The 18,966-nt window shown below is 74.1% G+C and carries 16 protein-coding genes; 9 read left to right on the forward strand and 7 right to left on the reverse strand.

Annotated elements, in window-relative coordinates; translation table 11 throughout:
- Positions 1 to 140: 140 nt before the first annotated feature.
- On the forward strand, positions 141 to 1,754 hold the full coding sequence (locus tag BLQ97_RS08255) for a M28 family metallopeptidase (RefSeq protein WP_091365028.1): 1,614 nt from the start codon (positions 141 to 143) through the stop codon (positions 1,752 to 1,754).
- A 186-nt stretch (positions 1,755 to 1,940) separates the two neighbouring features.
- Positions 1,941 to 2,849: a Bax inhibitor-1/YccA family protein gene (locus BLQ97_RS08260; RefSeq protein WP_091365777.1), complete on the forward strand. Its 909-nt coding sequence runs from the start codon at positions 1,941 to 1,943 to the stop codon at positions 2,847 to 2,849.
- A gap of 206 nt (positions 2,850 to 3,055) precedes the next feature.
- Here BLQ97_RS08260 and BLQ97_RS08265 read toward each other — a convergent pair whose 3' ends face one another.
- Together BLQ97_RS08265 and BLQ97_RS08270 are read right to left on the reverse strand one after the other, a co-directional pair.
- On the reverse strand, positions 3,056 to 4,276 hold the full coding sequence (locus BLQ97_RS08265; RefSeq protein ID WP_091365030.1) for an acetyl-CoA C-acetyltransferase: 1,221 nt from the start codon (positions 4,274 to 4,276) through the stop codon (positions 3,056 to 3,058).
- A 125-nt stretch (positions 4,277 to 4,401) separates the two neighbouring features.
- Positions 4,402 to 5,436 carry an SGNH/GDSL hydrolase family protein gene (locus BLQ97_RS08270; RefSeq protein ID WP_091365778.1) on the reverse strand — a complete coding sequence of 345 codons (1,035 nt, stop codon included), beginning with the start codon at positions 5,434 to 5,436 and terminating at the stop codon, positions 4,402 to 4,404.
- A gap of 68 nt (positions 5,437 to 5,504) precedes the next feature.
- Between BLQ97_RS08270 and BLQ97_RS08275 the strand changes: the two genes are divergently transcribed.
- The gene (locus BLQ97_RS08275) at positions 5,505 to 6,878 is read left to right on the forward strand and encodes a DUF2252 domain-containing protein (RefSeq protein WP_217637096.1); all 1,374 of its coding nucleotides are present in this window, start codon (positions 5,505 to 5,507) and stop codon (positions 6,876 to 6,878) included.
- Between the two features lie 52 nt (positions 6,879 to 6,930).
- Here the strand turns inward: BLQ97_RS08275 and BLQ97_RS08280 are convergent, their stop codons facing one another.
- Positions 6,931 to 8,916: a VWA domain-containing protein gene (locus tag BLQ97_RS08280; protein ID WP_091365032.1), complete on the reverse strand. Its 1,986-nt coding sequence runs from the start codon at positions 8,914 to 8,916 to the stop codon at positions 6,931 to 6,933.
- A 1-nt stretch (position 8,917) separates the two neighbouring features.
- Positions 8,918 to 10,393: a sigma 54-interacting transcriptional regulator gene (locus tag BLQ97_RS08285; RefSeq protein WP_091365034.1), complete on the reverse strand. Its 1,476-nt coding sequence runs from the start codon at positions 10,391 to 10,393 to the stop codon at positions 8,918 to 8,920.
- Between the two features lie 72 nt (positions 10,394 to 10,465).
- Between BLQ97_RS08285 and ilvA the strand changes: the two genes are divergently transcribed.
- The 4 genes from ilvA to BLQ97_RS08305 all read left to right on the forward strand — a co-directional run bounded on the left by ilvA (position 10,466) and on the right by BLQ97_RS08305 (position 15,857).
- Positions 10,466 to 11,680 carry a threonine ammonia-lyase gene (gene ilvA, locus BLQ97_RS08290; protein WP_091365036.1) on the forward strand — a complete coding sequence of 405 codons (1,215 nt, stop codon included), beginning with the start codon at positions 10,466 to 10,468 and terminating at the stop codon, positions 11,678 to 11,680.
- A gap of 113 nt (positions 11,681 to 11,793) precedes the next feature.
- Positions 11,794 to 12,822, forward strand: coding sequence for an ATP-binding cassette domain-containing protein (locus BLQ97_RS08295; protein ID WP_091365037.1), 1,029 nt, complete (start codon positions 11,794 to 11,796; stop codon positions 12,820 to 12,822).
- Positions 12,819 to 13,628 (forward strand): ABC transporter permease, encoded by an 810-nt coding sequence (locus BLQ97_RS08300; protein ID WP_091365039.1) that lies wholly within the window; start codon positions 12,819 to 12,821, stop codon positions 13,626 to 13,628. Before BLQ97_RS08295 ends, BLQ97_RS08300 begins: the two co-directional genes overlap by 4 nt.
- Positions 13,629 to 13,787: 159 nt before the next feature.
- On the forward strand, positions 13,788 to 15,857 hold the full coding sequence (locus BLQ97_RS08305) for a M3 family metallopeptidase (protein WP_091365040.1): 2,070 nt from the start codon (positions 13,788 to 13,790) through the stop codon (positions 15,855 to 15,857).
- A 75-nt stretch (positions 15,858 to 15,932) separates the two neighbouring features.
- Here the strand turns inward: BLQ97_RS08305 and BLQ97_RS08310 are convergent, their stop codons facing one another.
- The gene (locus tag BLQ97_RS08310; protein ID WP_091365780.1) at positions 15,933 to 16,253 is read right to left on the reverse strand and encodes an RNHCP domain-containing protein; all 321 of its coding nucleotides are present in this window, start codon (positions 16,251 to 16,253) and stop codon (positions 15,933 to 15,935) included.
- A gap of 20 nt (positions 16,254 to 16,273) precedes the next feature.
- Positions 16,274 to 16,774 (reverse strand): transcription elongation factor GreA, encoded by a 501-nt coding sequence (gene greA / locus BLQ97_RS08315; protein ID WP_091365042.1) that lies wholly within the window; start codon positions 16,772 to 16,774, stop codon positions 16,274 to 16,276.
- A gap of 217 nt (positions 16,775 to 16,991) precedes the next feature.
- Between greA and mca the strand changes: the two genes are divergently transcribed.
- Both mca and BLQ97_RS08325 read left to right on the forward strand, forming a co-directional pair.
- Positions 16,992 to 17,879, forward strand: coding sequence for a mycothiol conjugate amidase Mca (gene mca / locus BLQ97_RS08320; RefSeq protein ID WP_091365044.1), 888 nt, complete (start codon positions 16,992 to 16,994; stop codon positions 17,877 to 17,879).
- Positions 17,876 to 18,238 (forward strand): hypothetical protein, encoded by a 363-nt coding sequence (locus tag BLQ97_RS08325; RefSeq protein WP_245691972.1) that lies wholly within the window; start codon positions 17,876 to 17,878, stop codon positions 18,236 to 18,238. The genes mca and BLQ97_RS08325 overlap by 4 nt, the downstream gene beginning before the upstream one ends.
- A 22-nt stretch (positions 18,239 to 18,260) precedes the next feature.
- Here the strand turns inward: BLQ97_RS08325 and BLQ97_RS08330 are convergent, their stop codons facing one another.
- Positions 18,261 to 18,818 carry an AMIN-like domain-containing (lipo)protein gene (locus tag BLQ97_RS08330; protein ID WP_091365045.1) on the reverse strand — a complete coding sequence of 186 codons (558 nt, stop codon included), beginning with the start codon at positions 18,816 to 18,818 and terminating at the stop codon, positions 18,261 to 18,263.
- Positions 18,819 to 18,966 lie beyond the last annotated feature (148 nt).

The raw sequence follows: 18,966 nt of genomic DNA on the forward strand, positions 1-18,966 counted from the left end.
TGCCGTCCTCACGACTTCTTCCGGCCTATTACACCATCGGCCGCAGGAAATACAGGGCTTGACGTCCTCGGTGACCTGTTTGACAAGGTGACGTCCAGTGAGTGACCGATCGCTCACGCTCGACGTCCGAGGGAGTACGTATGAGTCTGGTCCATTCCGCGCGCCGGTCACGGGTCACCGTGGTCGGCGCCACCGGCGCCCTGGCGCTGGCGGGCAGCGTGGTCCTCGCGCTGCCGGCGAGCGCCGCGCCCGGCGGCTGCGAGACCCGCAACAACAACACCGTCGCCAAGCTGACCGAGTGCGTCACGGTCGACGGCGTCCTGGAGCACCTGACGGCGCTGCAGGGGATCGCGGACGCCAACGGCGGCAACCGCGCCTCCGGGACCCCGGGGTACACGGCCTCGGTCGCCTACGTCCAGCAGCGCCTCGAGGCCGCCGGCTACGACGCGACCGTCCAGGAGTTCGACTTCCCGTTCTTCCAGCTGCGCAGCAGCTCCTTCAGCCGCGTCGCGCCCCAGCCGACGACGTATGCAGTGGGCACCCAGTACCAGCCGATGACCTACACCGGCGGTGGGGTCGTGGACGACGGCGTCGTCGTCCCCGTCGACCTCGGCTCCGGGAACAGCGGCTGCGAGGCCGCCGACTTCACCGGCTTCGTCGCCGGCCAGGTGGCCCTGGTCCAGCGTGGCTTCTGCCCCTTCGCGCAGAAGGCGGCCAACGCCCAGACCGCCGGGGCGTCCGCGGTGATCGTGGCCAACAACGTGCCCGGGGTCCTCAACGGCACCCTGGGCGCCCCGGGGACCCGCATCCCGGTCATCGGTGTCGACCCCGACCTCGGGGCCGCCCTCGCCGCCCCGGGGACCACGGTCGACCTCACCGTCGATGCCACCAGCGAGATCCGCAAGACCCAGAACGTCACCGCCGAGCTCGCCGGCCGGACGAGCGACAACGTCGTCATGGCCGGTGCCCACCTCGACTCCGTGCTCGCCGGGCCCGGCATCAACGACAACGGCTCCGGCAGCGCGGCGATCCTCGAGGTCGCGGAGAACATCGCCAAGGTCAAGCCCACCAACACCATCCGGTTCGCCTGGTGGGGCGCCGAGGAGCTCGGCCTGCTCGGGTCCAACAACTACGTCGCCACGCTGCCACAGGCGGAGCAGGACCGGATCGCCCTGTACCTGAACTTCGACATGGTCGGGTCCCCGAACTTCGCCCGGTTCATCTACGACGGTGACCAGTCGACGTTCCCGGCTCCCGCTGGCACGCCGGTGCCGGAGGGCTCGGCGGACATCGAGTACGTCCTCGAGGACTACTACGAGGCCCAGGGCCTCTGGTACGAGGGCACCGAGTTCAGCGGCCGCAGCGACTACCAGGCGTTCATCCGCGCCGGCATCCCCTCCGGTGGCTTGTTCACCGGCGCCGAGGTGCAGAAGAAGCCCTATCAGGTGCCGCTGTACGGCGGTGAGGCCGGCGTGGCCTACGACCGCAACTACCACCAGGCCGGGGACACGATCGCCAACGTGAACCGGACAGCGCTGGACCAGAACTCCGACGCCATCGCCTACTCGGTGCTCACGCTGGCCTACGACACGGCCCGCGTGAACGGCGTGACCGGCACCCCGGTGCCCGGTGGCACCTACGAGGAGGACCCGGCCGACCGCCAGTGGCGGGTCACCGCGCAGCAGATGGCCGGTGGCGGCGGGCTGTCCCCGGACCACGACCACGAGCACGACCACGGCGGTGAGGCCATCTGACCGGCTGACCCGACGGCGACCCGGGGGCGCGGCACCGCACGGTGCCGCGCCCCCGGCGCGTCCGCTCACCCGGTCGGGGTGCTGCGCCGAGCGCGGAACGCGGGGGCCACCTGCTGCGTTGTAGTGATCGAGTGGGGTGCGAGGACGCAGCCCACCGACCGACGAAGTCACCTCGAGGAGATGACGATGCCCAGCCACAACCCGGTCTTCGGCCGGGGCTTCGCCAACGCCGCGTCCGGCGGTGGCCAGCAGTACGGCCAGCAGGGCTACGGCGCTCCCGGCTACGGCCAGCAGTACGGCCAGCAGGGCTACGCCGCTCCCGGCTACGGCCAGCAGTACGGCCAGCAGTACGGCGCCCCGCAGGGCTACGGCGCGCCCCAGGGCTACGGCGCCCCGGCCCCCGCCGGCCAGCCGTTCAGCCCGCCGGCCACCCGCTACATGACGATGGACGACGTCGTCCAGAAGACCGGACTGTCCTTCCTGGTGACCGTCCTGTCGGCCGCCGTCACCTGGGCGCTGCTCCCGCAGGAGCTCGCCTTCGGCCTGGCGCTGCCCGCCGTGCTGGTGGCCTTCGTCCTGGGCCTGGTGATCAGCTTCAAGCAGATCGCCAACCCGGCCGCCACCCTCGCCTACGGCGCGCTCTACGGCGTCGCCCTCGGTGCCATCAGCGAGGCGTTCAACAACGTCTACCCCGGCATCGTGACGCAGGCGGTGATCGGCACCTTCGGTGTCTTCGCCGGCATGCTGGTGGTCTACAAGACCGGCGCCATCCGGGTCACCCCGAAGCTGACCCGCTGGGTCGTGGGCGCGCTGTTCGGCGTCCTGGCCCTGGTGCTGGTCAACCTGGTGGTCGGCTTCTTCGTCCCCGGCGGCCTGGGCCTGCGTGACGGCGGCCCGCTGGCCATCGTGTTCAGCCTGGTCGTGATCGGTGTGGCGGCCTTCTCGCTGCTGCTCGACTTCGACATGGCCGACGAGGCCATCCGCCGCGGCGCCCCGGCCAAGTTCGCCTGGTACATCGCCTTCGGCCTGCTCGTCACGGTCGTCTGGCTGTACCTGGAGATCCTGCGCCTGCTGTCCTACTTCCAGGACAACTGAGCACCGGCCCCACCGCCCCGGCGGCGGGGCCCCGCACGACAGTGGCCCGGTCCCCTCGCGGGGGCCGGGCCACTGGCCGTTGGTGACGTACTGGAACGGCCCCCTCGCAGGGTCCCGCCGCCGGCCCCGTCCCGAGGCTCACCCCGAGCGTGCGAGGGGTGAGGAGGACGGGGTCCTTCCATGGCGGGGGGCGAGGGGGTCCTTCGTCAGGACAGGCGCTCGAGCACCATCGCCATGCCCATGCCGCCACCGACGCACATGGTCTCCAGGCCGAAGGTCGCGTCCCGGGTCTGCAGGCCGTTGATCAGCGTGCCGGTGATGCGGGCGCCGGTCATGCCGAACGGGTGGCCGACGGCGATCGCGCCGCCGTGCACGTTGAGCTTGTCGATGTCGATGCCCAGGTCGCGGTAGCTCGGGATCACCTGCGCGGCGAAGGCCTCGTTGATCTCGACGAGGTCGATGTCGTCGATGGTCATGCCGGCCCGCTGCAGGGCGAGCTTCGAGGCGTCGACCGGGCCGTAGCCCATGATCTCCGGCGACAGGCCGGTGACCGCGGTGGACACGATCCGCGCCAGCGGGGTCAGGCCGAGCTGGCGGGCCTTGGTGTCGCTCATGACCACCACGGCGGCAGCGCCGTCGTTGAGCGGGCAGGCGTTGCCGGCGGTCACCCGGCCGTCGGGGCGGAACACCGGCTTGAGGCCGGAGATGCCCTCGAGGGTGGTGCCCGCGCGCGGGCCGTCGTCCGTGCTGACGACGGTGCCGTCGGGCGTGGTGACCGGGGTGATCTCCCGCGCCCAGAAGCCCTCGCCGATCGCCTTCTCGGCGAGGTTCTGGCTGCGGACGGCGAACTCGTCCATGTCCTGGCGGGAGACGTCCTTGAGCAGCGCCAGGTTCTCGGCGGTCTGCCCCATCGCGATGTAGACGTCGGGGACCTCGCCGTTCCCGCGCGGGTCGGTCCAGGAGTCCGCGCCGCTCTCGGCGACCTTGGCCACCCGCGCCTGCGCGTCGGTGAACGCCGGGTTCTGGGTGTCGGGCAGCGAGTCGCTGTTGCCCTTGACGAACCGGGACACCATCTCCACCCCGGCGGAGACGAACACGTCACCCTCGCCGGCCTTGATGGCGTGCATCGCCATGCGGGTGGTCTGCAGCGACGAGGAGCAGTAGCGGGTGATCGTGGTGCCGGGCAGGTGGTCCATCCCGAGCAGCACGCTGACCACGCGGCCCATGTTGTAGCCCTGCTCGCCGCCGGGCAGGCCGCAGCCCAGCATCAGGTCGTCGATGTCCGCGGGGTCCAGGGCCGGGACCTTGTCGAGTGCGGCCCGGACGATGGTGGCGGCCAGGTCGTCGGGGCGGAAGTCCTTGAGCGACCCCTTGAACGCGCGGCCGATGGGCGAGCGCGCGGTCGCGACGATGACTGCTTCGGGCATGGGGTCCTCCACGATGAGGCGGGCCCGGCCGGGGGTGCCGGGTGTCGGGTCACCCCGGAAACTACTCCCGGGTAGCGGCGGGGACGGCGGTGGCGCCCGGCGCCGTCCCGGTGGTGTGGCGTGGCTCACGCACCGGGCGGCGACTGCCCGGCCGGGACGTGCGCCGCGCGCAGCTCCTCCGGCGAGGGCAGCTCGGTGGGCCGGCGCCGCAGCAGCCGCGCCCAGGTGCCCAGCGGTCCGGTCTGCGAGCCGCGCACCTCCGTGGCGCGCACCTCCGTGCCCGGCCGGCCGGCGGCGCGCGCGGCGGCCCGGGCCACCGGGCGGACGGCGCCCCGGCGACGGCGCCGGCCCTCGGCACGGGCGGGCCACACGCCCACCGCGTCGGCCAGCGCCGGCAGGATCACCGCGGCCGCCGCCGCGTAGCCGGCCGCGCTGGGGTGGAACTCGTCGATGCTGAACAGCGTGCGGTCCTGCGCGAACGACGGGCCCAGCACCGACCCCAGCGAGACGGTGCGCCCGCCGGCCTCCACCACCGCGATGGTCTGCGCCGCGGCGAGCTGCCGGCTCCACCGGCGGCACAGCAGTCGCAGCGGCTGGCCGATGGGGCGGACGGTGCCCAGGTCGGGGCAGGTGCCGACGACGACCTCGGCGCCCCCCTCGCGCAGCCGCCGGACCGCGTCGGCGAGGTGGCGCACCGACACCGCGGGGCGGGTGCGGGTGGTGACGTCGTTGGCGCCGATCATGATGAGTGCGACGTCCGGGTGCTCGGCCAGTGCCCGCTCCACCTGCGGGTCCAGCTCGCAGGACTCGGCGCCGGAGACCGCGACGCGGACCAGCCGCACCGGCCGCTCGGCGAGCTCGGCCAGCGCCGCGGCCAGCAGCACGCCGGGGGTGTCGGCGGCGCGGTCGACGCCGAGCCCGACGGCGCTGGAGTCGCCCAGGACGGTGAACACCAGCGGCTTGGCGCGACCCCGGCCGCGGCCGTAGACGCCGTCGCCTGAGGGCGGGTCCTGCTTGGAGGTGCGCGCCTCGACCCGCCGGCGGGCACCGCGGGCCTGCAGGCGCAGCAGGCCGAGCAGGCCGGCGCCGGCCAGGCCGGCCCCGCCGCCCCCGTAGGCGGCGCCGGCCGCCAGCCGTCTCGCCGTGCCCGCTCGGGTCACCGCCACCCCCGTCGTCGTGCCGTGCCACCGCCTGTCCCGCAGGCTATCCAGCCTCTACGGTGCCCCCCGTGTCCGAATCCCCCCGAGGGGTGGCCGGTGAGGGGACTCCCGGCGACCGCAGCGAGCTCATCGTCGGCGTGCTCGTCGACGCCTTCGCCGACCTGATGGCCGCCGACGCCGACGCCTTCCGCACCAAGTTCCGCAAGATGGCCGCCGACCCGTTCGCCTTCTACCGCGGCAGCGCCTGCCTCTTCTACGCCGACATGGACGTCCTCGACGACCGCTGGTGCGACGAGCGCACCGCCCGGGTGTGGATCCAGGGCGACCTGCACGCGGAGAACTTCGGCACCTACATGGACGGCTCGGGGCGGATCGTCTTCGACGTCAACGACTTCGACGAGGCCTACGTCGGGCACGTCAGCTGGGACCTGCGCCGCTTCGCCGCGAGCTTCGCCCTGCTGGCCTGGCGCAAGGCGCTCGGCGACGACGTCATCGGCGAGCTGCTGGCCGGTTACCTGCACGCCTACCTCGACCAGGTCGAGGCCTTCACCCGCTCCGACGACGACCGGTCCTTCGCGCTGACCACGGCGAACACCGAGGGCGCGGTCCGCCGGGCGATCCTGGAGACGACCGCCCGCACCCGCGGCTCGCTGCTGGACCGGATGACCGTCGTCGAGTCCTACGAGCGGCGCTTCGCCGACGGCGGCCGCACCCGCCGGCTCGACGACGCCGAGCGGGAGCGGGTGCTGGCGGCGCTGGAGCGGTGGCGGGGGACCGTGGTGCCGCCGGTGCGCCGCCGCGACGTCGCCTACGACGTCAAGGACGTCATCGGCACCGGCGGCTTCGGCATCGGCAGCGCCGGCCTGCCCGCCTACAACGTGCTGCTCGAGGGCTACGACCAGGCGCTGGAGAACGACGTCGTGCTCTCCCTCAAGCAGGGCAACGTGGCCGCCCCGAGCCGGGTGGTCCGCGACCCGCGCGTCAGCGGCGCCTTCGAGCACCACGGGCACCGCACCGCGGTCAGCCAGCGGGCGCTGCAGGCCAACGCCTCGCAGTTCCTCGGGCACACCGAGATCGGCGGCGTCGGCTTCGTCGTCCAGGAGCTCTCGCCCTACGAGGTCGACCTCGAGTGGGACGACCTCACCGAGCCCGAGGAGATCGCCCCGGTGCTCGCCCAGCTCGGCCGGGCGACGGCGAAGGTGCACTGCGTCGGGGACGCCGACAGCGACCACGAGCTCGTGGATTTCCAGACCGAGGAGGCGATCGTGGCGATGGTCGGCGGGCGCCGCGAGGAGTTCGTCGCCGACCTGGTCGACTTCGCGCACGCCTACGCCCGGCAGACGCAGGAGGACCACCGCCTCTTCGTCGACGCCTTCCGCGCCGGCCGCATCCCGGGCATCCGCTCCAGCGGCTCCCACCCGATCCGCCCCGGTGAGGCATAGGAAGCTCTACCCACGTCCTGGGTGCCGGGACGCAGGTAGAGCTTCCTCTGCCTCACCGGGACCGGCGGCCCCTCCGGGAGCGCAGGTAGTCCGCGACGACGTACTCGCCCAGTCGCTCGCTGTCGGGGGTGAACACCCGGCCGCCGGCGCGGGCGGTGATGTCGTGCACGAAGTGCACCAGCCCGGGCTCCGGGTCCAGCGCGAACACGTTGAGCGTCGCCCCCGACCGGGCCACCCGCTCCACCTCGGCGACGGTCTTGGCGATGGTCTCGGGCATCGGCGGCCAGCAGAAGTACGGCGTGCCGTCGTCCTCCAGGTGCGCCGTCGGCTCGCCGTCGGTGACCACCAGCACCACCGGCTCGGCGTCGCGGTGCTGGCCGAGGAACCGGCGGGCCAGCATCAGCCCGTGCTGCAGGTTGGTGCCCTGCAGGGTGTCCACGCTGAGCTCGGCCAGCGTCTCGGGCCGCAGCACCTGCGCGGTCGAGGAGAACCCGATGATCTGGATGGCGTCCTGCGGGAAGCGGGTGGTCACCAGCGAGTGCAGCGCCATCGCCGTCGACTTGGCCGCGCCCCAGGTGCCGCGCAGCGCCATGGAGTAGGACAGGTCGACCAGCAGCGCGACCGCGGCCCCGGTGCGCCGCTCGGTCTCGACGACCTCGAAATCCTCGACGGCGATGCGGACGCGGCGCTCCCCGTCCCGGTGCGGCTCGCCGGCGGTGCGCAGCACGGCGTTGCGGACCGTGCGGACGACGTCGAGCGGCTGCTCGTCGCCGAACTGCCACTCCCGCGAGCTGCCGGTGAGCTCCCCGGCGGAGCCCGCGTCGGCGACGTCGTGCTCCCCGCGGCCGGTGGCGTCGAGCTTGGCGAACACGCGCCGCAGCGCGGTCGCACCCAGCCGGCGGACCGCCTTGGGCGAGAGCTCCAGCTTGCCGTCGGAGCGGTTGAGGTAGCCCTGCCGCTCCAGCTCGCGCTCCATCTGGCGCAGCGCCGCGAGGTCGTCGACGGCCTCCCGGCCCAGCGCCTGCTCGAGCAGCTCCTCGTCGACGTCGGCCAGCGAGGCGCCGGCGTAGCCCTGCGAGAGCTGGTTGGACAGCGCCTCCAGGTCGGCGAGCTCGGCCACGGCGCTGGTCGCGTCGCCCAGGCCCAGGGACTGCTCGCCGTCGGGCACCTGGCCGTGCTGGCCCCACGGCAGGTCGGGGCGGGCCTGGCGCAGCGCGTCCTGCAGGTGCGCCATCTCGCTGGCCAGCCCCAGGTCGGACATGGTCTGCGCCATCAGGTCGGCCAGCTCGGCCCGCTGCTCGGGGGAGAGGCCGGCCATCATCCGCTCCTGCGCGGCGGCCCGGCGGGCGAGGGAGTCGACCAGCTCGTCCACCGACTGCGGGTCGTCGGGGAAGAACTGCCCGTGCTTCTCCATGAACTCGCGGAACTGCTCGTCGGTGTCCTCGCCGCGGTTGTGCGCGTCGAGCAGCTGCGAGAGGTCGGCGACCATGTCCTTGACCGCCTGCAGGTCCTGCTCGGTGGCGTTCTGCAGCGCCTGCTTCATGTTCGCGAAGGAGCTGTCGAGCACCTCCCGCCGCAGCAGGTCCTGGATCTGGTCGTAGGCCTGCTGGGCCTCCGGCGAGCGGAACGGGTAGTCCTTGAGCGCGCGGACGGCGCCCGCGGTGTCCTGCGGCAGCGCGTCGAGCTCGGCCTCGGCCAGCCGGGCGGCGTCGTCGGGGTCGGGGAACAGCTCCCGGCGCTCGGCCTCCACCGCCCGGTCGAGCAGCTCCCGGACCTCCTGCAGCGTGCCGTCCATCCGGCCCGCGGTGCGCGCCTGCCGCAGCCGGTCGCGCACCGAGCGCCGCAGCTCGTCGAGGCCGCGCCGGCCGTCCATGCCGCGGCGCAGCAGCTCGCGCAGCGCCTCGCGCACGCCGCTGCCGCCGAGCACCGAGTCGCCGATCTCGTCGACGGCGCTGCCCAGGTCGTAGGGCGGCGCGAGCGGGTCGGGGCCGCCCCGCCAACGGCCGTACCGGTAGCCCTTGCCGGGCCTCCTCACCACGTCAGGCCCCGTACACCGTGCGGGCGCCGTCGGTGTCCTTGGCCAGCCGGCGGGTGAGGTAGAGCCCCTCGAGGGCGAACTCCACCGCCGCGGCGGCCTGCTCGGCCGACTCCTCGCCCTCGGGCACCCCGAGGCGGCCGAGCAGCTCGGCCAGCCGCGGGATGGTGCCCAGCTGGCCGAGCAGCGCCGCGCCGGGCACCAGCTCGCCGGACTCGACGGTCTCCCCGCCGGTGAAGTGCTCCTGCAGGCCGGTCAGGTCCAGCCCGCCGCAGCGGGCGCGGAAGGTCTGCGCGGTGGCCTGCCGCAGCAGGTGCTCGAGCACCTCCAGCTCCCGGTCGTCGTCCGGGTCGGAGCCGGCGTCGGCGAACTCGACCTTGCCGCGGCTGGCCGGGACGACGCCGGGCAGGTCCACCACCCGCGCCACCGGCCGGGTCTCCCCGGCGACGGCGGCCCGGCGGACGGCGGAGGCGGCGACGGTCTCCAGGCCCGCGATGGCGAACCGCGCGGAGACGCCGGAGCGCTGGTCGACGTGGCTGGACTCGCGGACCAGCCGGGTGAACCGGGCGACGATCTCCACCAGGTGCGCGGGGACGACGGGCGCGTCGAACGGGTCGTGCCGGTCCCCGCCGACCACCCACGAGGTCTGCGCCTCCTGGGTGAGCAGCCGGATCTCGTCGGCGAGCTCGATCGGGTAGTGGGTGCGCACCTCGGCGCCGAAGCGGTCCTTGAGCGGGGTGATGATCCGCCCGCGGTTGGTGTAGTCCTCGGGGTTGGCGCTGGCGACCAGCAGCAGGTCCAGCGGCAGCCGCACGCGGTAGCCGCGGATCTGGATGTCGCGCTCCTCGAGCACGTTGAGCAGCGCGACCTGGATGCGCTCGGCGAGGTCGGGCAGCTCGTTGACGCTGAAGATGCCGCGGTTGGTGCGCGGGACCAGCCCGTAGTGCACTGTCTCGGGGTCGCCGAGGGTGCGGCCCTCGGCCACCTTGATCGGGTCGACGTCGCCGATGAGGTCGCCGACGCTGGTGTCTGGGGTGGCCAGCTTCTCGCCGAAGCGCTCGCTGCGGTGCAGCCAGCCGACCGGGGTGTCCTCCCCGTGCTCGGCGATCTGGCGGTGCGCCCACACGCTGATCGGGTGCAGCGGGTGCTCGTTGAGCTCGCTGCCGGCCAGCACGGGGGTCCACTCGTCGAGCAGCCCGACGAGGGTGCGGATGAGGCGGGTCTTGCCCTGGCCGCGCTCGCCGAGCAGGACCAGGTCGTGGCCGGCGATGAGCGCGCGCTCCACCTCCGGGACGACGGTGTCCTCGAAGCCGACGATGCCGGGCAGGGTGGGCTCCCCGGCGCCGAGGCGGGCGAGCAGGTTGGCGCGGATCTCGGCCTTGACCGGCCGGAAGGCGGCTCCGCGGGCACGGAGCTCGCCGAGGGTCGTGGGTGCGGGTGGGGTCTGCGCTGGGGCCCATGGGGAGGCGCTGTCCGTCACCTCAGCCACGGTACGACGCACCGGGACCGTCGGGGAACGGGCGGCGCGGACCCGGCCTGCGAGGATCCGCCCGTGACTGCCGAGCTGGTGACCGGGGACGACGTCGCGGCGGCGGCCGCGCTGCTGGAGGGCGTCGTCCGGCGCACCCCCCTCGAGCACTCGCGGGCCCTGGCCGACCGGGTCGGCGGCCCGGTGCACCTCAAGTGCGAGAACCTGCAGCACACCGGCTCGTTCAAGTTCCGCGGCGCCTACGTCCGGCTGTCCCGGCTGACGGCGGAGGAGCGGGCGCGCGGGGTCGTGGCCGCCAGCGCCGGCAACCACGCGCAGGGGGTGGCGCTGGCCGCGCGCATGCTCGGCGTCTCGGCCACCGTCTTCATGCCGGAGTCCGCGCCGCTGCCCAAGGTCGCCGCCACCCGCGGCTACGGCGCCGACGCGCGGCTGGTCGGGGTCGACCTGACCGCGGCGCTGGCCGCGGCCGTCGCGCACGCCGAGCGGACCGGGGCGGTGTTCATCCACCCCTTCGACCACCCCGACGTGATCGCCGGGCAGGGGACGGTGGGCACCGAGGTGCTCGAGCAGTGCCCCGGCGTGGCCACCGTCGTCGTCTGCACCGGGGGCGGCGGGCTCGTGTCGGGGGTGGCGGCCGCGGTCCGGGCGCAGCGGCCGGACGTGCGCGTCGTGGCGGTCCAGGCCGCCGGGGCCGCCGCCTTCCCCGGGTCGCTGGCGGCCGGGCGCCCGGTGCCGCTGCAGGGGGTGGCGACGATGGCCGACGGGATCGCCGTGGGCGCGCCCAGCGACCTCACCCTCGCGCACGTCCGCGACCTGGTCGACGAGGTGCGCACGGTGGGGGAGGAGGACCTCTCCCGGGCGCTGCTGTTCTGCCTGGAGCGCGCCAAGCTCGTCGTCGAGCCGGCCGGCGCCGCCGCGGTGGCCGCCGTGCTGGCCGACCCGGAGGCGTTCGTGCCGCCGGTGGTGGCGGTCGTCTCCGGCGGCAACGTCGACCCGGTGCTGATGATGAAGGTCGTCCAGCACGGCATGGCCGCGGCCGGGCGCTACCTGCGGCTGCGGCTGGCCGTGCCCGACCGGCCGGGGTCGCTGGCGGCCGTGCTGGCGGTCCTCGCCGGCGCCGGCGCCAACGTCCTGGAGGTCGAGCACGAGCGGACGGCGACCCGCCTGGACCTCGGCCAGGTGGAGGTGTTCGTCGTCCTGGAGACCCGCGGCCCCGACCACGCGCGCACCGTCGTCGCCGGCCTCGAGCAGGCGGGGTTCGCCGTCGCGGAGGCCTGACCCGGGCGGTCGATGAGTTCGGCGCGCCGCACCGGTCGAGAGGGCATGGACCTCGTACGCCGCTGGCGAAAAGCAGTCGGGAAGTGTCGGCCCTCACACCTAGTTTCACGGGCATGAACGACGCGATCCTCGTCGAGGGACTGCAGAAGCGCTTCGGGTCCAACACGGCACTGGCCGGGGTGGACCTGACCGTCCCGGAGGGCAGCGTGCTGGGCCTCCTGGGGCCCAACGGCGCGGGCAAGACCACGGTCGTCCGCATCCTGACCACGCTGCTGCAGCCCGACGGCGGTCGCGCCGAGGTGGCCGGCGTCGACGTCCTCCGGGAGCCCGACCGGGTGCGCTCGCTGATCGGCCTGACCGGCCAGTACGCCGCCGTCGACGAGTACCTCACCGGCTTCGAGAACCTCGAGATGGTGGGCCGGCTCTACCGGCTCGGCAAGCGCGAGTCGCGCGCCCGCGCCGAGGAGCTGCTGGAGCGCTTCGACCTCACCGACGCGGCCGACCGGCCGGCCAAGACCTACTCCGGCGGCATGCGCCGGCGGCTGGACATCGCCGCCTCGCTGATCGCCCGGCCGCGGGTGCTCTTCCTCGACGAGCCCACCACCGGGCTCGACCCGCGCAGCCGGCTGGGCATGTGGGAGTTCATCGCCGACCTCGCCGGCGGCGGGACGACGATCCTGCTGACCACCCAGTACCTCGAGGAGGCCGACCGGCTGGCCGACCGGATGGTGGTCATCGACCGCGGCCGGGTCATCGCCCGGGGCACCGCCGACGAGCTGAAGGCGCAGGTGGGCGGCCAGCGGCTGGAGTTCACCGTCACCGACGCCACGGTGCTGCCGGCGATGGTGGAGCGGCTGCGGCCGCTCGCCGTCGACGAGCCGCACGTCGACGAGCAGGCCCGCCGGCTGAGCATCCCCGTCAGCGGCGGCGCCGAGGTGCTGGCCGACGCGCTGCGCCGGCTCGACGGGCAGACCGCCGCGGTGTTCGACGTCGGGCTGCGCCGGCCCGACCTCGACGACGTGTTCCTGGCGCTCACCGGCCACGGCGCGGAGGAGAGCGCCGCCGAGGAGGGGGAGGCCGGGCCGGCCCCCGGCGTCGACGAGACCCCGGCCGAGCCGGTCCCCACGGGAGGTGTGCGATGAGCTCGCTGTCCGCGACGCTGTCCGACAGCGTCGTCATCACCAAGCGCAACCTGATCAAGGTCAAGCGGGTGCCCGACCTGATCGTGTTCGCGACGCTGTCGCCGATCATGTTCGTGGTGCTGTTCCGCTACGTCTTCGGCGGCGCGATCGGCGGGCTGCCGCCGGGCATCAGCTACGCGGAGTTCCTGCTGCCGGGGATCTTCGCGCAGACCGTCGTCTTCGGGTCGACGATCACCGGCGCGAGCCTCGCCGACGACCTGCAGAAGGGGCTCATCGACCGGTTCCGGTCGCTGCCGATGTCCCGCTCGGCGGTGCTCATCGGGCGCACGGTCGCCGACGCCGGGCTGAACGTCGTCTCCATCGCGGTGATGGCGCTGACCGGGCTGCTGGTGGGCTGGCGGATCCGCTCCTCGTTCGGGGAGGCGGTCGCGGGGTTCCTCGTGCTGCTCGTCTTCGCCTACGCGGTCTCGTGGCTGATGGCGATGGTGGGGCTGCTGGTCCGCACGCCGGAGGTGGTCCAGAACGCCAGCTTCATCGTGATCTTCCCGCTGACGTTCGTGGCCAACACCTTCGTCCCGCTGGAGACCTTCCCGTCGGCGCTGCGGGTCTTCGCCGAGTGGAACCCGGTCTCGGCGGTCACCCTCGCCTCCCGGGAGCTGTTCGGCAACGTGCCGCCCGGCTACCCGGTGCCCGACGCGTGGTCGATGCAGAACCCGGTGCTCTACACGCTGATCTGGACGGCGGTCATCCTCGCGGTGTTCGTGCCGCTGTCGGTCCGCCTCTACCAGCGCACCTCGACCCGCTGAGCCCACTCGTCCCGGCGGCGGAGCCGCCGTCGCCGGGACGAGTGGGGGCCGGAGGCCTCCGCGAGGAGCGGCGGGTCCGGCTCGACGGCGGCCGGGGACGGGTCCTGGTCGCGGTGCGGTCCGGGAGGACCGCGGTGCCATGGCGGAGACTGGCGCTCGATGAGCGCCGAGCCCGCCCCCGCCGTGTCCGCCGACAACCCGCTGCTCGCCGAGTCGCCGCTGCCGTACGGGCTGCCGCCGTTCGCCGACACCAGCCTCGAGCACTGCCGGGAGGCGGTCCTGGCGGGGATGGCCGAGCAGCGCGCCGAGCTCGCGGCGATCACCGGGTCGGCCGAGCCGCCGACCTTCGTCAACACCATCGAGGCGCTCGAGCGCTCCGGCGCGCTGCTGCGCCGGGCCGAGGCGGTGTTCGGCAACCTGTCGTCGTCGCTGTCCTCGCCGCGGCTGCGGGAGATCGAGCGCGAGCTCGCGCCGCTGGAGGCCGCGCACGCCGACGCGCTGCGGCTGGACCCGGACCTCTTCGCCCGCGTCGACGCCGTCCACGCCGCCCGGCACTCCTCCGGCCTGGACCCGGAGGCGGTCCGGCTGGTCGAGCGCCACCACCTCGACCGGGTGCTCGCCGGTGCCCGCCTCGACGCAGCCGGCCGCGCCCGGCTGTCGGAGCTCAACCGCGAGCTCTCGGAGCTGTCCACGCGGTTCGGGCAGAACCTGCAGCTGGCCACCGAGGCCGCCGCCGTCCGGGTGACCGACGCCGCCGACCTCGACGGGCTCGCCGAGGAGGAGGTCGCCGCCGCGGCCCGCGCCGCCGCCGACCGCGGGCTCGACGGGTTCGTGCTGCCGCTGCTGCTGCCCACCGGCCAGCCGGTGCTGGCCAAGCTGCGGGACCGCGAGCTGCGCCGGCGGGTGTTCGAGGCCTCGGTGTCGCGGGCGTCGTCCGGCGAGCACGACAACGGGCCGGTGGCCGTGGGGATCGCCCGGGTGCGGGCCGAGCGCGCCCGGCTGCTGGGCTTCGCCACCCACGCCGACCTGGTCCTGGCCGACCAGACCGCGGGCAGCACCGCCGCCGTCGACGCGATGCTCGCCCGGATGGTCGGGCCCTCGGTGGCCAACGCCCGCGCGGAGGCCGCGGTGCTGGCCGAGGTGGCCGCGCGGGACGGTGTGACCGAGCTGGCGGCGTGGGACTGGGCCTTCTACAGCGAGCGGGTGCGCGCCGAGCGGTACGCGGTGGACCGGGCGGCGCTGCGGCCCTGGTTCGAGCTCGACCGGGTGCTCGTCGACGGCGTCTTCCACGCCGCCGAGCTGCTCTACGGCCTCCGCTTCACCCCGCGCCCTGACCTCGCCGGCTACCACCCCGACGTGCGCGTGTGGGAGGTCAGCGGTCCCGACGGCGAGGGGGTCGGCCTCTACCTCGGCGACTTCACCGCCCGCGAGGGCAAGCGCGGCGGGGCGTGGATGAGCTCGTTCGTCACCCAGTCGCGGCTGCTGGGCACCCGGCCGGTCGTCGTCAACAACCTCAACGTGGCCCGCGCGCCCGAGGGTCGGCCCACGCTGCTCACCCTCGACGAGGTCGACACCCTCTTCCACGAGTTCGGCCACGCCCTGCACGGGCTGAGCTCCGCGGTCACCTACCCGCGCTTCTCCGGGACGGCGGTGCCGCGCGACTTCGTCGAGTTCCCCAGCCAGGTCAACGAGATGTGGGCGCTGTGGCCGGAGGTGCTCGGCCACTACGCGCGGCACGTCGAGACGGGGGAGCCGCTGCCGGCCGCCGTCGTCGAGGCGCTCGACGCCGCCCGGTTGTGGGGCGAGGGCTTCGCGACGCTGGAGTACCTCGCGGCCACCCTGCTCGACCAGGCCTGGCACCGGATCACGCCGGAGACCGAGGTCGGCGACCCGGCGGAGTTCGAGCGGCGGGCGCTGGAGGAGGCCGGCGTCGCCGTCGACCTGGTGCCGCCGCGCTACCGGACGACATACTTCCAGCACGTCTTCGCCGGTGGCTACGCGGCGGGCTACTACTCCTACATCTGGTCGGAGGTCCTCGACGCCGACACCGTGGAGTGGTTCACGGAGCGCGGCGGGCTGCGGCGGGAGAACGGCGACGTCTTCCGCGACCGGCTGCTCTCCCGCGGCGGCTCGGTGGACCCGCTGGAGGCCTTCCGCGCCGTCCGCGGCCGCGACGCCGACCCCGGCCCGCTGCTCCGCCGCCGCGGCCTGGTCCCCACCTCGCCGTGATCACCGGCGGGTGGCTGCCTGACACGCCGGCGGTCGCAGCCACCCGCCGATGATCACGGGCGGAGGACGGCGGTGTCACAGCCAGGGGAGCGAGAGGACCAGGTCGAGGTCATCGGGGGCGTCGCCGTCGCGGACGAGCCGGTTGGGCTGGCGGTGGCCGCACGCCGTGCAGCGGTGCACCACCTGCCAGCCCTTGCCGGACTTCTCCACCAGACCGATCGGCTCCATCGGTGCCCGGCACTCGCTCGCCCGGTCGCCGGGCAGGTCGTCGACGTGCAGCGACCACAGGCACCACGGGCAGTGGTTGCGGTAGTGCCCGTCGGTGTTGGCCGGGACGGCGGCCGAGCAGTGGACGCAGGCGAAGCCGGTGTTCTCCGCCCGCCGGGAGCGGGCCACGCGCACGGGGAGGGCCCGGGTCAGGGGACGAACGGCTCGACGGCGACGACCTCGACGGTGATGTCGCGGCCGTTGGGCGCCTGGTAGGTGACCGAGGTGCCCGGCTCCGAGCCCAGGATCGCCGAGCCCATCGCCGACTCCGGGGAGTAGACGGCCAGGTCGGTCGTGCCGGCGATCTCCCGCGAGCCGAGCAGGAACTTCTCGGTCTCCTCGTCGCCCTGGAAGCGGATCGTGATGACCGTGCCGAGCTCGGCGGTGGTCGCCGTCGTCGGCGGCTCGCCCACCCGCGCCTTGCGGAGGAGGTCGGTCAGCTGCCGGATCCGGCCCTCCTGCTTGCCCTGCTCCTCCTTGGCCGCGTGGTAGCCGCCGTTCTCCTTGAGGTCGCCCTCCTCGCGGCGGGCGTTGATCTCGGCGGCCATGGCGGGCCTCCCGGCCACCAACTGGTCGAGCTCGGCCTTGAGCCGGTCGTGGGCCTCCTGGGTCAGCCAGATGCCCTGCTCGTTCTCAGTGGGGGTGGTCACGCGGGGTACTCCTGCACGGCTCGGGAGCTGCCTCCCGGTCGAGAGGCGGCGACGTCGATCCGACGAAGCTAACACCGGCCGACGGCGGGACGCACGGACCCGAGGACCGGTCCGGGGACGTGGGAGGTACCGGGGAACACAGTGACGAGCAGCACATCCACCGTCCGGATGGCCGGGTCCGCGGCGTCGCGCCGTCGACTCGGGGGACACTGGTCCGGTGACCGAAGCAGACCCGTTGCGCCTGCTCGCCGTGCACGCCCACCCCGACGACGAGTCGAGCAAGGGCGCGGCGACCATGGCGAAGTACGTCGCCGAGGGCGTCCAGGTGATGGTGGCGACGTGCACCGGCGGCGAGCGCGGTTCGGTGCTCAACCCGGCGCTGGACCGGCCCGAGGTGTGGGAGCGCCTGCCGCAGCTGCGCGCCGAGGAGATGGCGCGCGCCCGCGAGATCCTGGGCGTCGAGCAGGAGTTCCTCGGCTTCGTCGACTCCGGCCTGCCCGAGGGCGACCCGCTGCCCCCGCTGCCCGAGGGCTGCTTCGCGCTGGTGCCCACCGAGGAGGCGGCCGCCCCGCTCGTCGAGCTGATCCGCCGCTTCCGCCCGCACGTCGTGCTCACCTACGACGAGCGCGGCGGCTACCCGCACCCCGACCACGTCAAGACGCACGACGTCTCGGTGCTGGCCTTCGAGGCGGCCGGTGACCCGGAGCGCTACCCCGACCTGGGGGAGCCCTGGCAGCCGAGCAAGCTCTACTACCACATGGGCTTCACGCTCACCCGCACGCGGGCGCTGCACGAGGCGATGCTCGAGACCGGTGCCGAGTCGCCGTACGCCGAGTGGCTGGCCAACTGGGACCCCGAGCGGGACATGTCGCACCGGGTGACCACCCGGGTGCCCTGCGCCGAGTACTTCCCGGTGCGCGACGCCGCGCTGATCGCGCACGCCACCCAGATCGACCCGCACGGCCGCTGGTTCGCCTGCCCGATGGACCTGCAGCAGCGGGTGTGGCCGACGGAGGACTACGAGCTGGCCCGCTCGCTGGTGGACTCCACCGTGCCCGAGGACGACCTGTTCGCCGGCATCCGCAGCGAGGTGCCGGTCCCGTGACCGCGGTCCTCGTCCAGGGCGTCCTCGCGCAGGGCGTGCTGGCCGCCGAGGAGCAGCTGCCCGAGGACGTCGGCAAGTCCGGCCCGCTGGGCCTGTTCCTGGTCCTCGTGCTGCTGGTCGCCGCCGCGCTGCTGGTGAAGTCGATGAGCGGGCACCTCAAGCGGCTGCCGCGCAGCTTCGACGCCCCCGACGACGACGGGCCCGCGGTCGTCGTCCCCGACACCCCGGCCGAGCTGGTCGACCGACCGCGGCAGCCCGGGCAGGACCTGCTCGACACGCTGCGCCGGGCGCCCCGCGCCATCGAGGGCCCCCGCCCGGAGCGCGGGGACGGCGGCCGGACGGACCCGCCGGCGCACTGACGCCGGCGGGCCGCCCCGCGGCTCACCAGTGGTGCGCCACGTCGACGACGAGCCGCGACCCGTCGCCCGGGCCGTCCAGGACCAGCACCCGGAACGGCAGCCGGGCGCGGACGCCGAGGCCGAGGGTGCTCTCGCCCTCGAAGGACTGCGCCCACGCGACCTGGCGGAAGGTGCTGTACCCGGTCACGTCGACCGCCTCGGCGTCGTTCGCGGGGTCGTAGGTCGGCACGCCGCTGCTGGTGTACGCGGGCGTGTGCACCAACACCTGCAGGTCGGCCGCGCCGCGCAGCGGGACGAGCTCGCCGGAGCCGTCCTGGAGCACCTCGCGGACGTAGCGCACGTCGTAGGACACGTCGGACGCGTCGACCCCGTCGAGGTCGAGGACCAGCCGGTCGTAACAGTCGTGCCGGCCGGCGCGGACCCCGTCGAGGGTGCCGCCGCCGTCCTCGACGGCGGACTCCGGCAGCGAGCCCCACGCCGTGCTGCACGCAGCTGCGGCGGAGGCGGGCAGGACGCCACCGGCGACGGCGGCCGCCGCGGCGGCCAGGACGACGGCGGAGCGGGTGCGGGTGGTGCTCATGGCGGGCTCCCGGGGTCAGGGGGGCGGGTGGTGCGGACGAGGAGAGAGTCCACCGACACGCACCGTCACGCCATGGCGGGAAGTGTCCACACCTGTCGAGGTTTTGCTTCACCGATAAGCACATCTCCACGAGGAACCATGCCGTCGA

The organism is Geodermatophilus telluris (assembly GCF_900102745.1).
Lineage (GTDB): Bacteria > Actinomycetota > Actinomycetes > Mycobacteriales > Geodermatophilaceae > Geodermatophilus > Geodermatophilus telluris.

Coding starts and splice junctions, on each gene's coding strand:
- BLQ97_RS08265 (WP_091365030.1), bottom strand. CDS start 4,276: ATGCCCGAAGCAGTCATCGTCGCGACCGCGCGCTCGCCCATCGGCCGC.
- BLQ97_RS08300 (WP_091365039.1), top strand. CDS start 12,819: ATGAGCTCGCTGTCCGCGACGCTGTCCGACAGCGTCGTCATCACCAAG.
- BLQ97_RS08330 (WP_091365045.1), bottom strand. CDS start 18,818: ATGAGCACCACCCGCACCCGCTCCGCCGTCGTCCTGGCCGCCGCGGCG.
- BLQ97_RS08305 (WP_091365040.1), top strand. CDS start 13,788: ATGAGCGCCGAGCCCGCCCCCGCCGTGTCCGCCGACAACCCGCTGCTC.
- BLQ97_RS08260 (WP_091365777.1), top strand. CDS start 1,941: ATGCCCAGCCACAACCCGGTCTTCGGCCGGGGCTTCGCCAACGCCGCG.
- BLQ97_RS08255 (WP_091365028.1), top strand. CDS start 141: ATGAGTCTGGTCCATTCCGCGCGCCGGTCACGGGTCACCGTGGTCGGC.
- BLQ97_RS08295 (WP_091365037.1), top strand. CDS start 11,794: ATGAACGACGCGATCCTCGTCGAGGGACTGCAGAAGCGCTTCGGGTCC.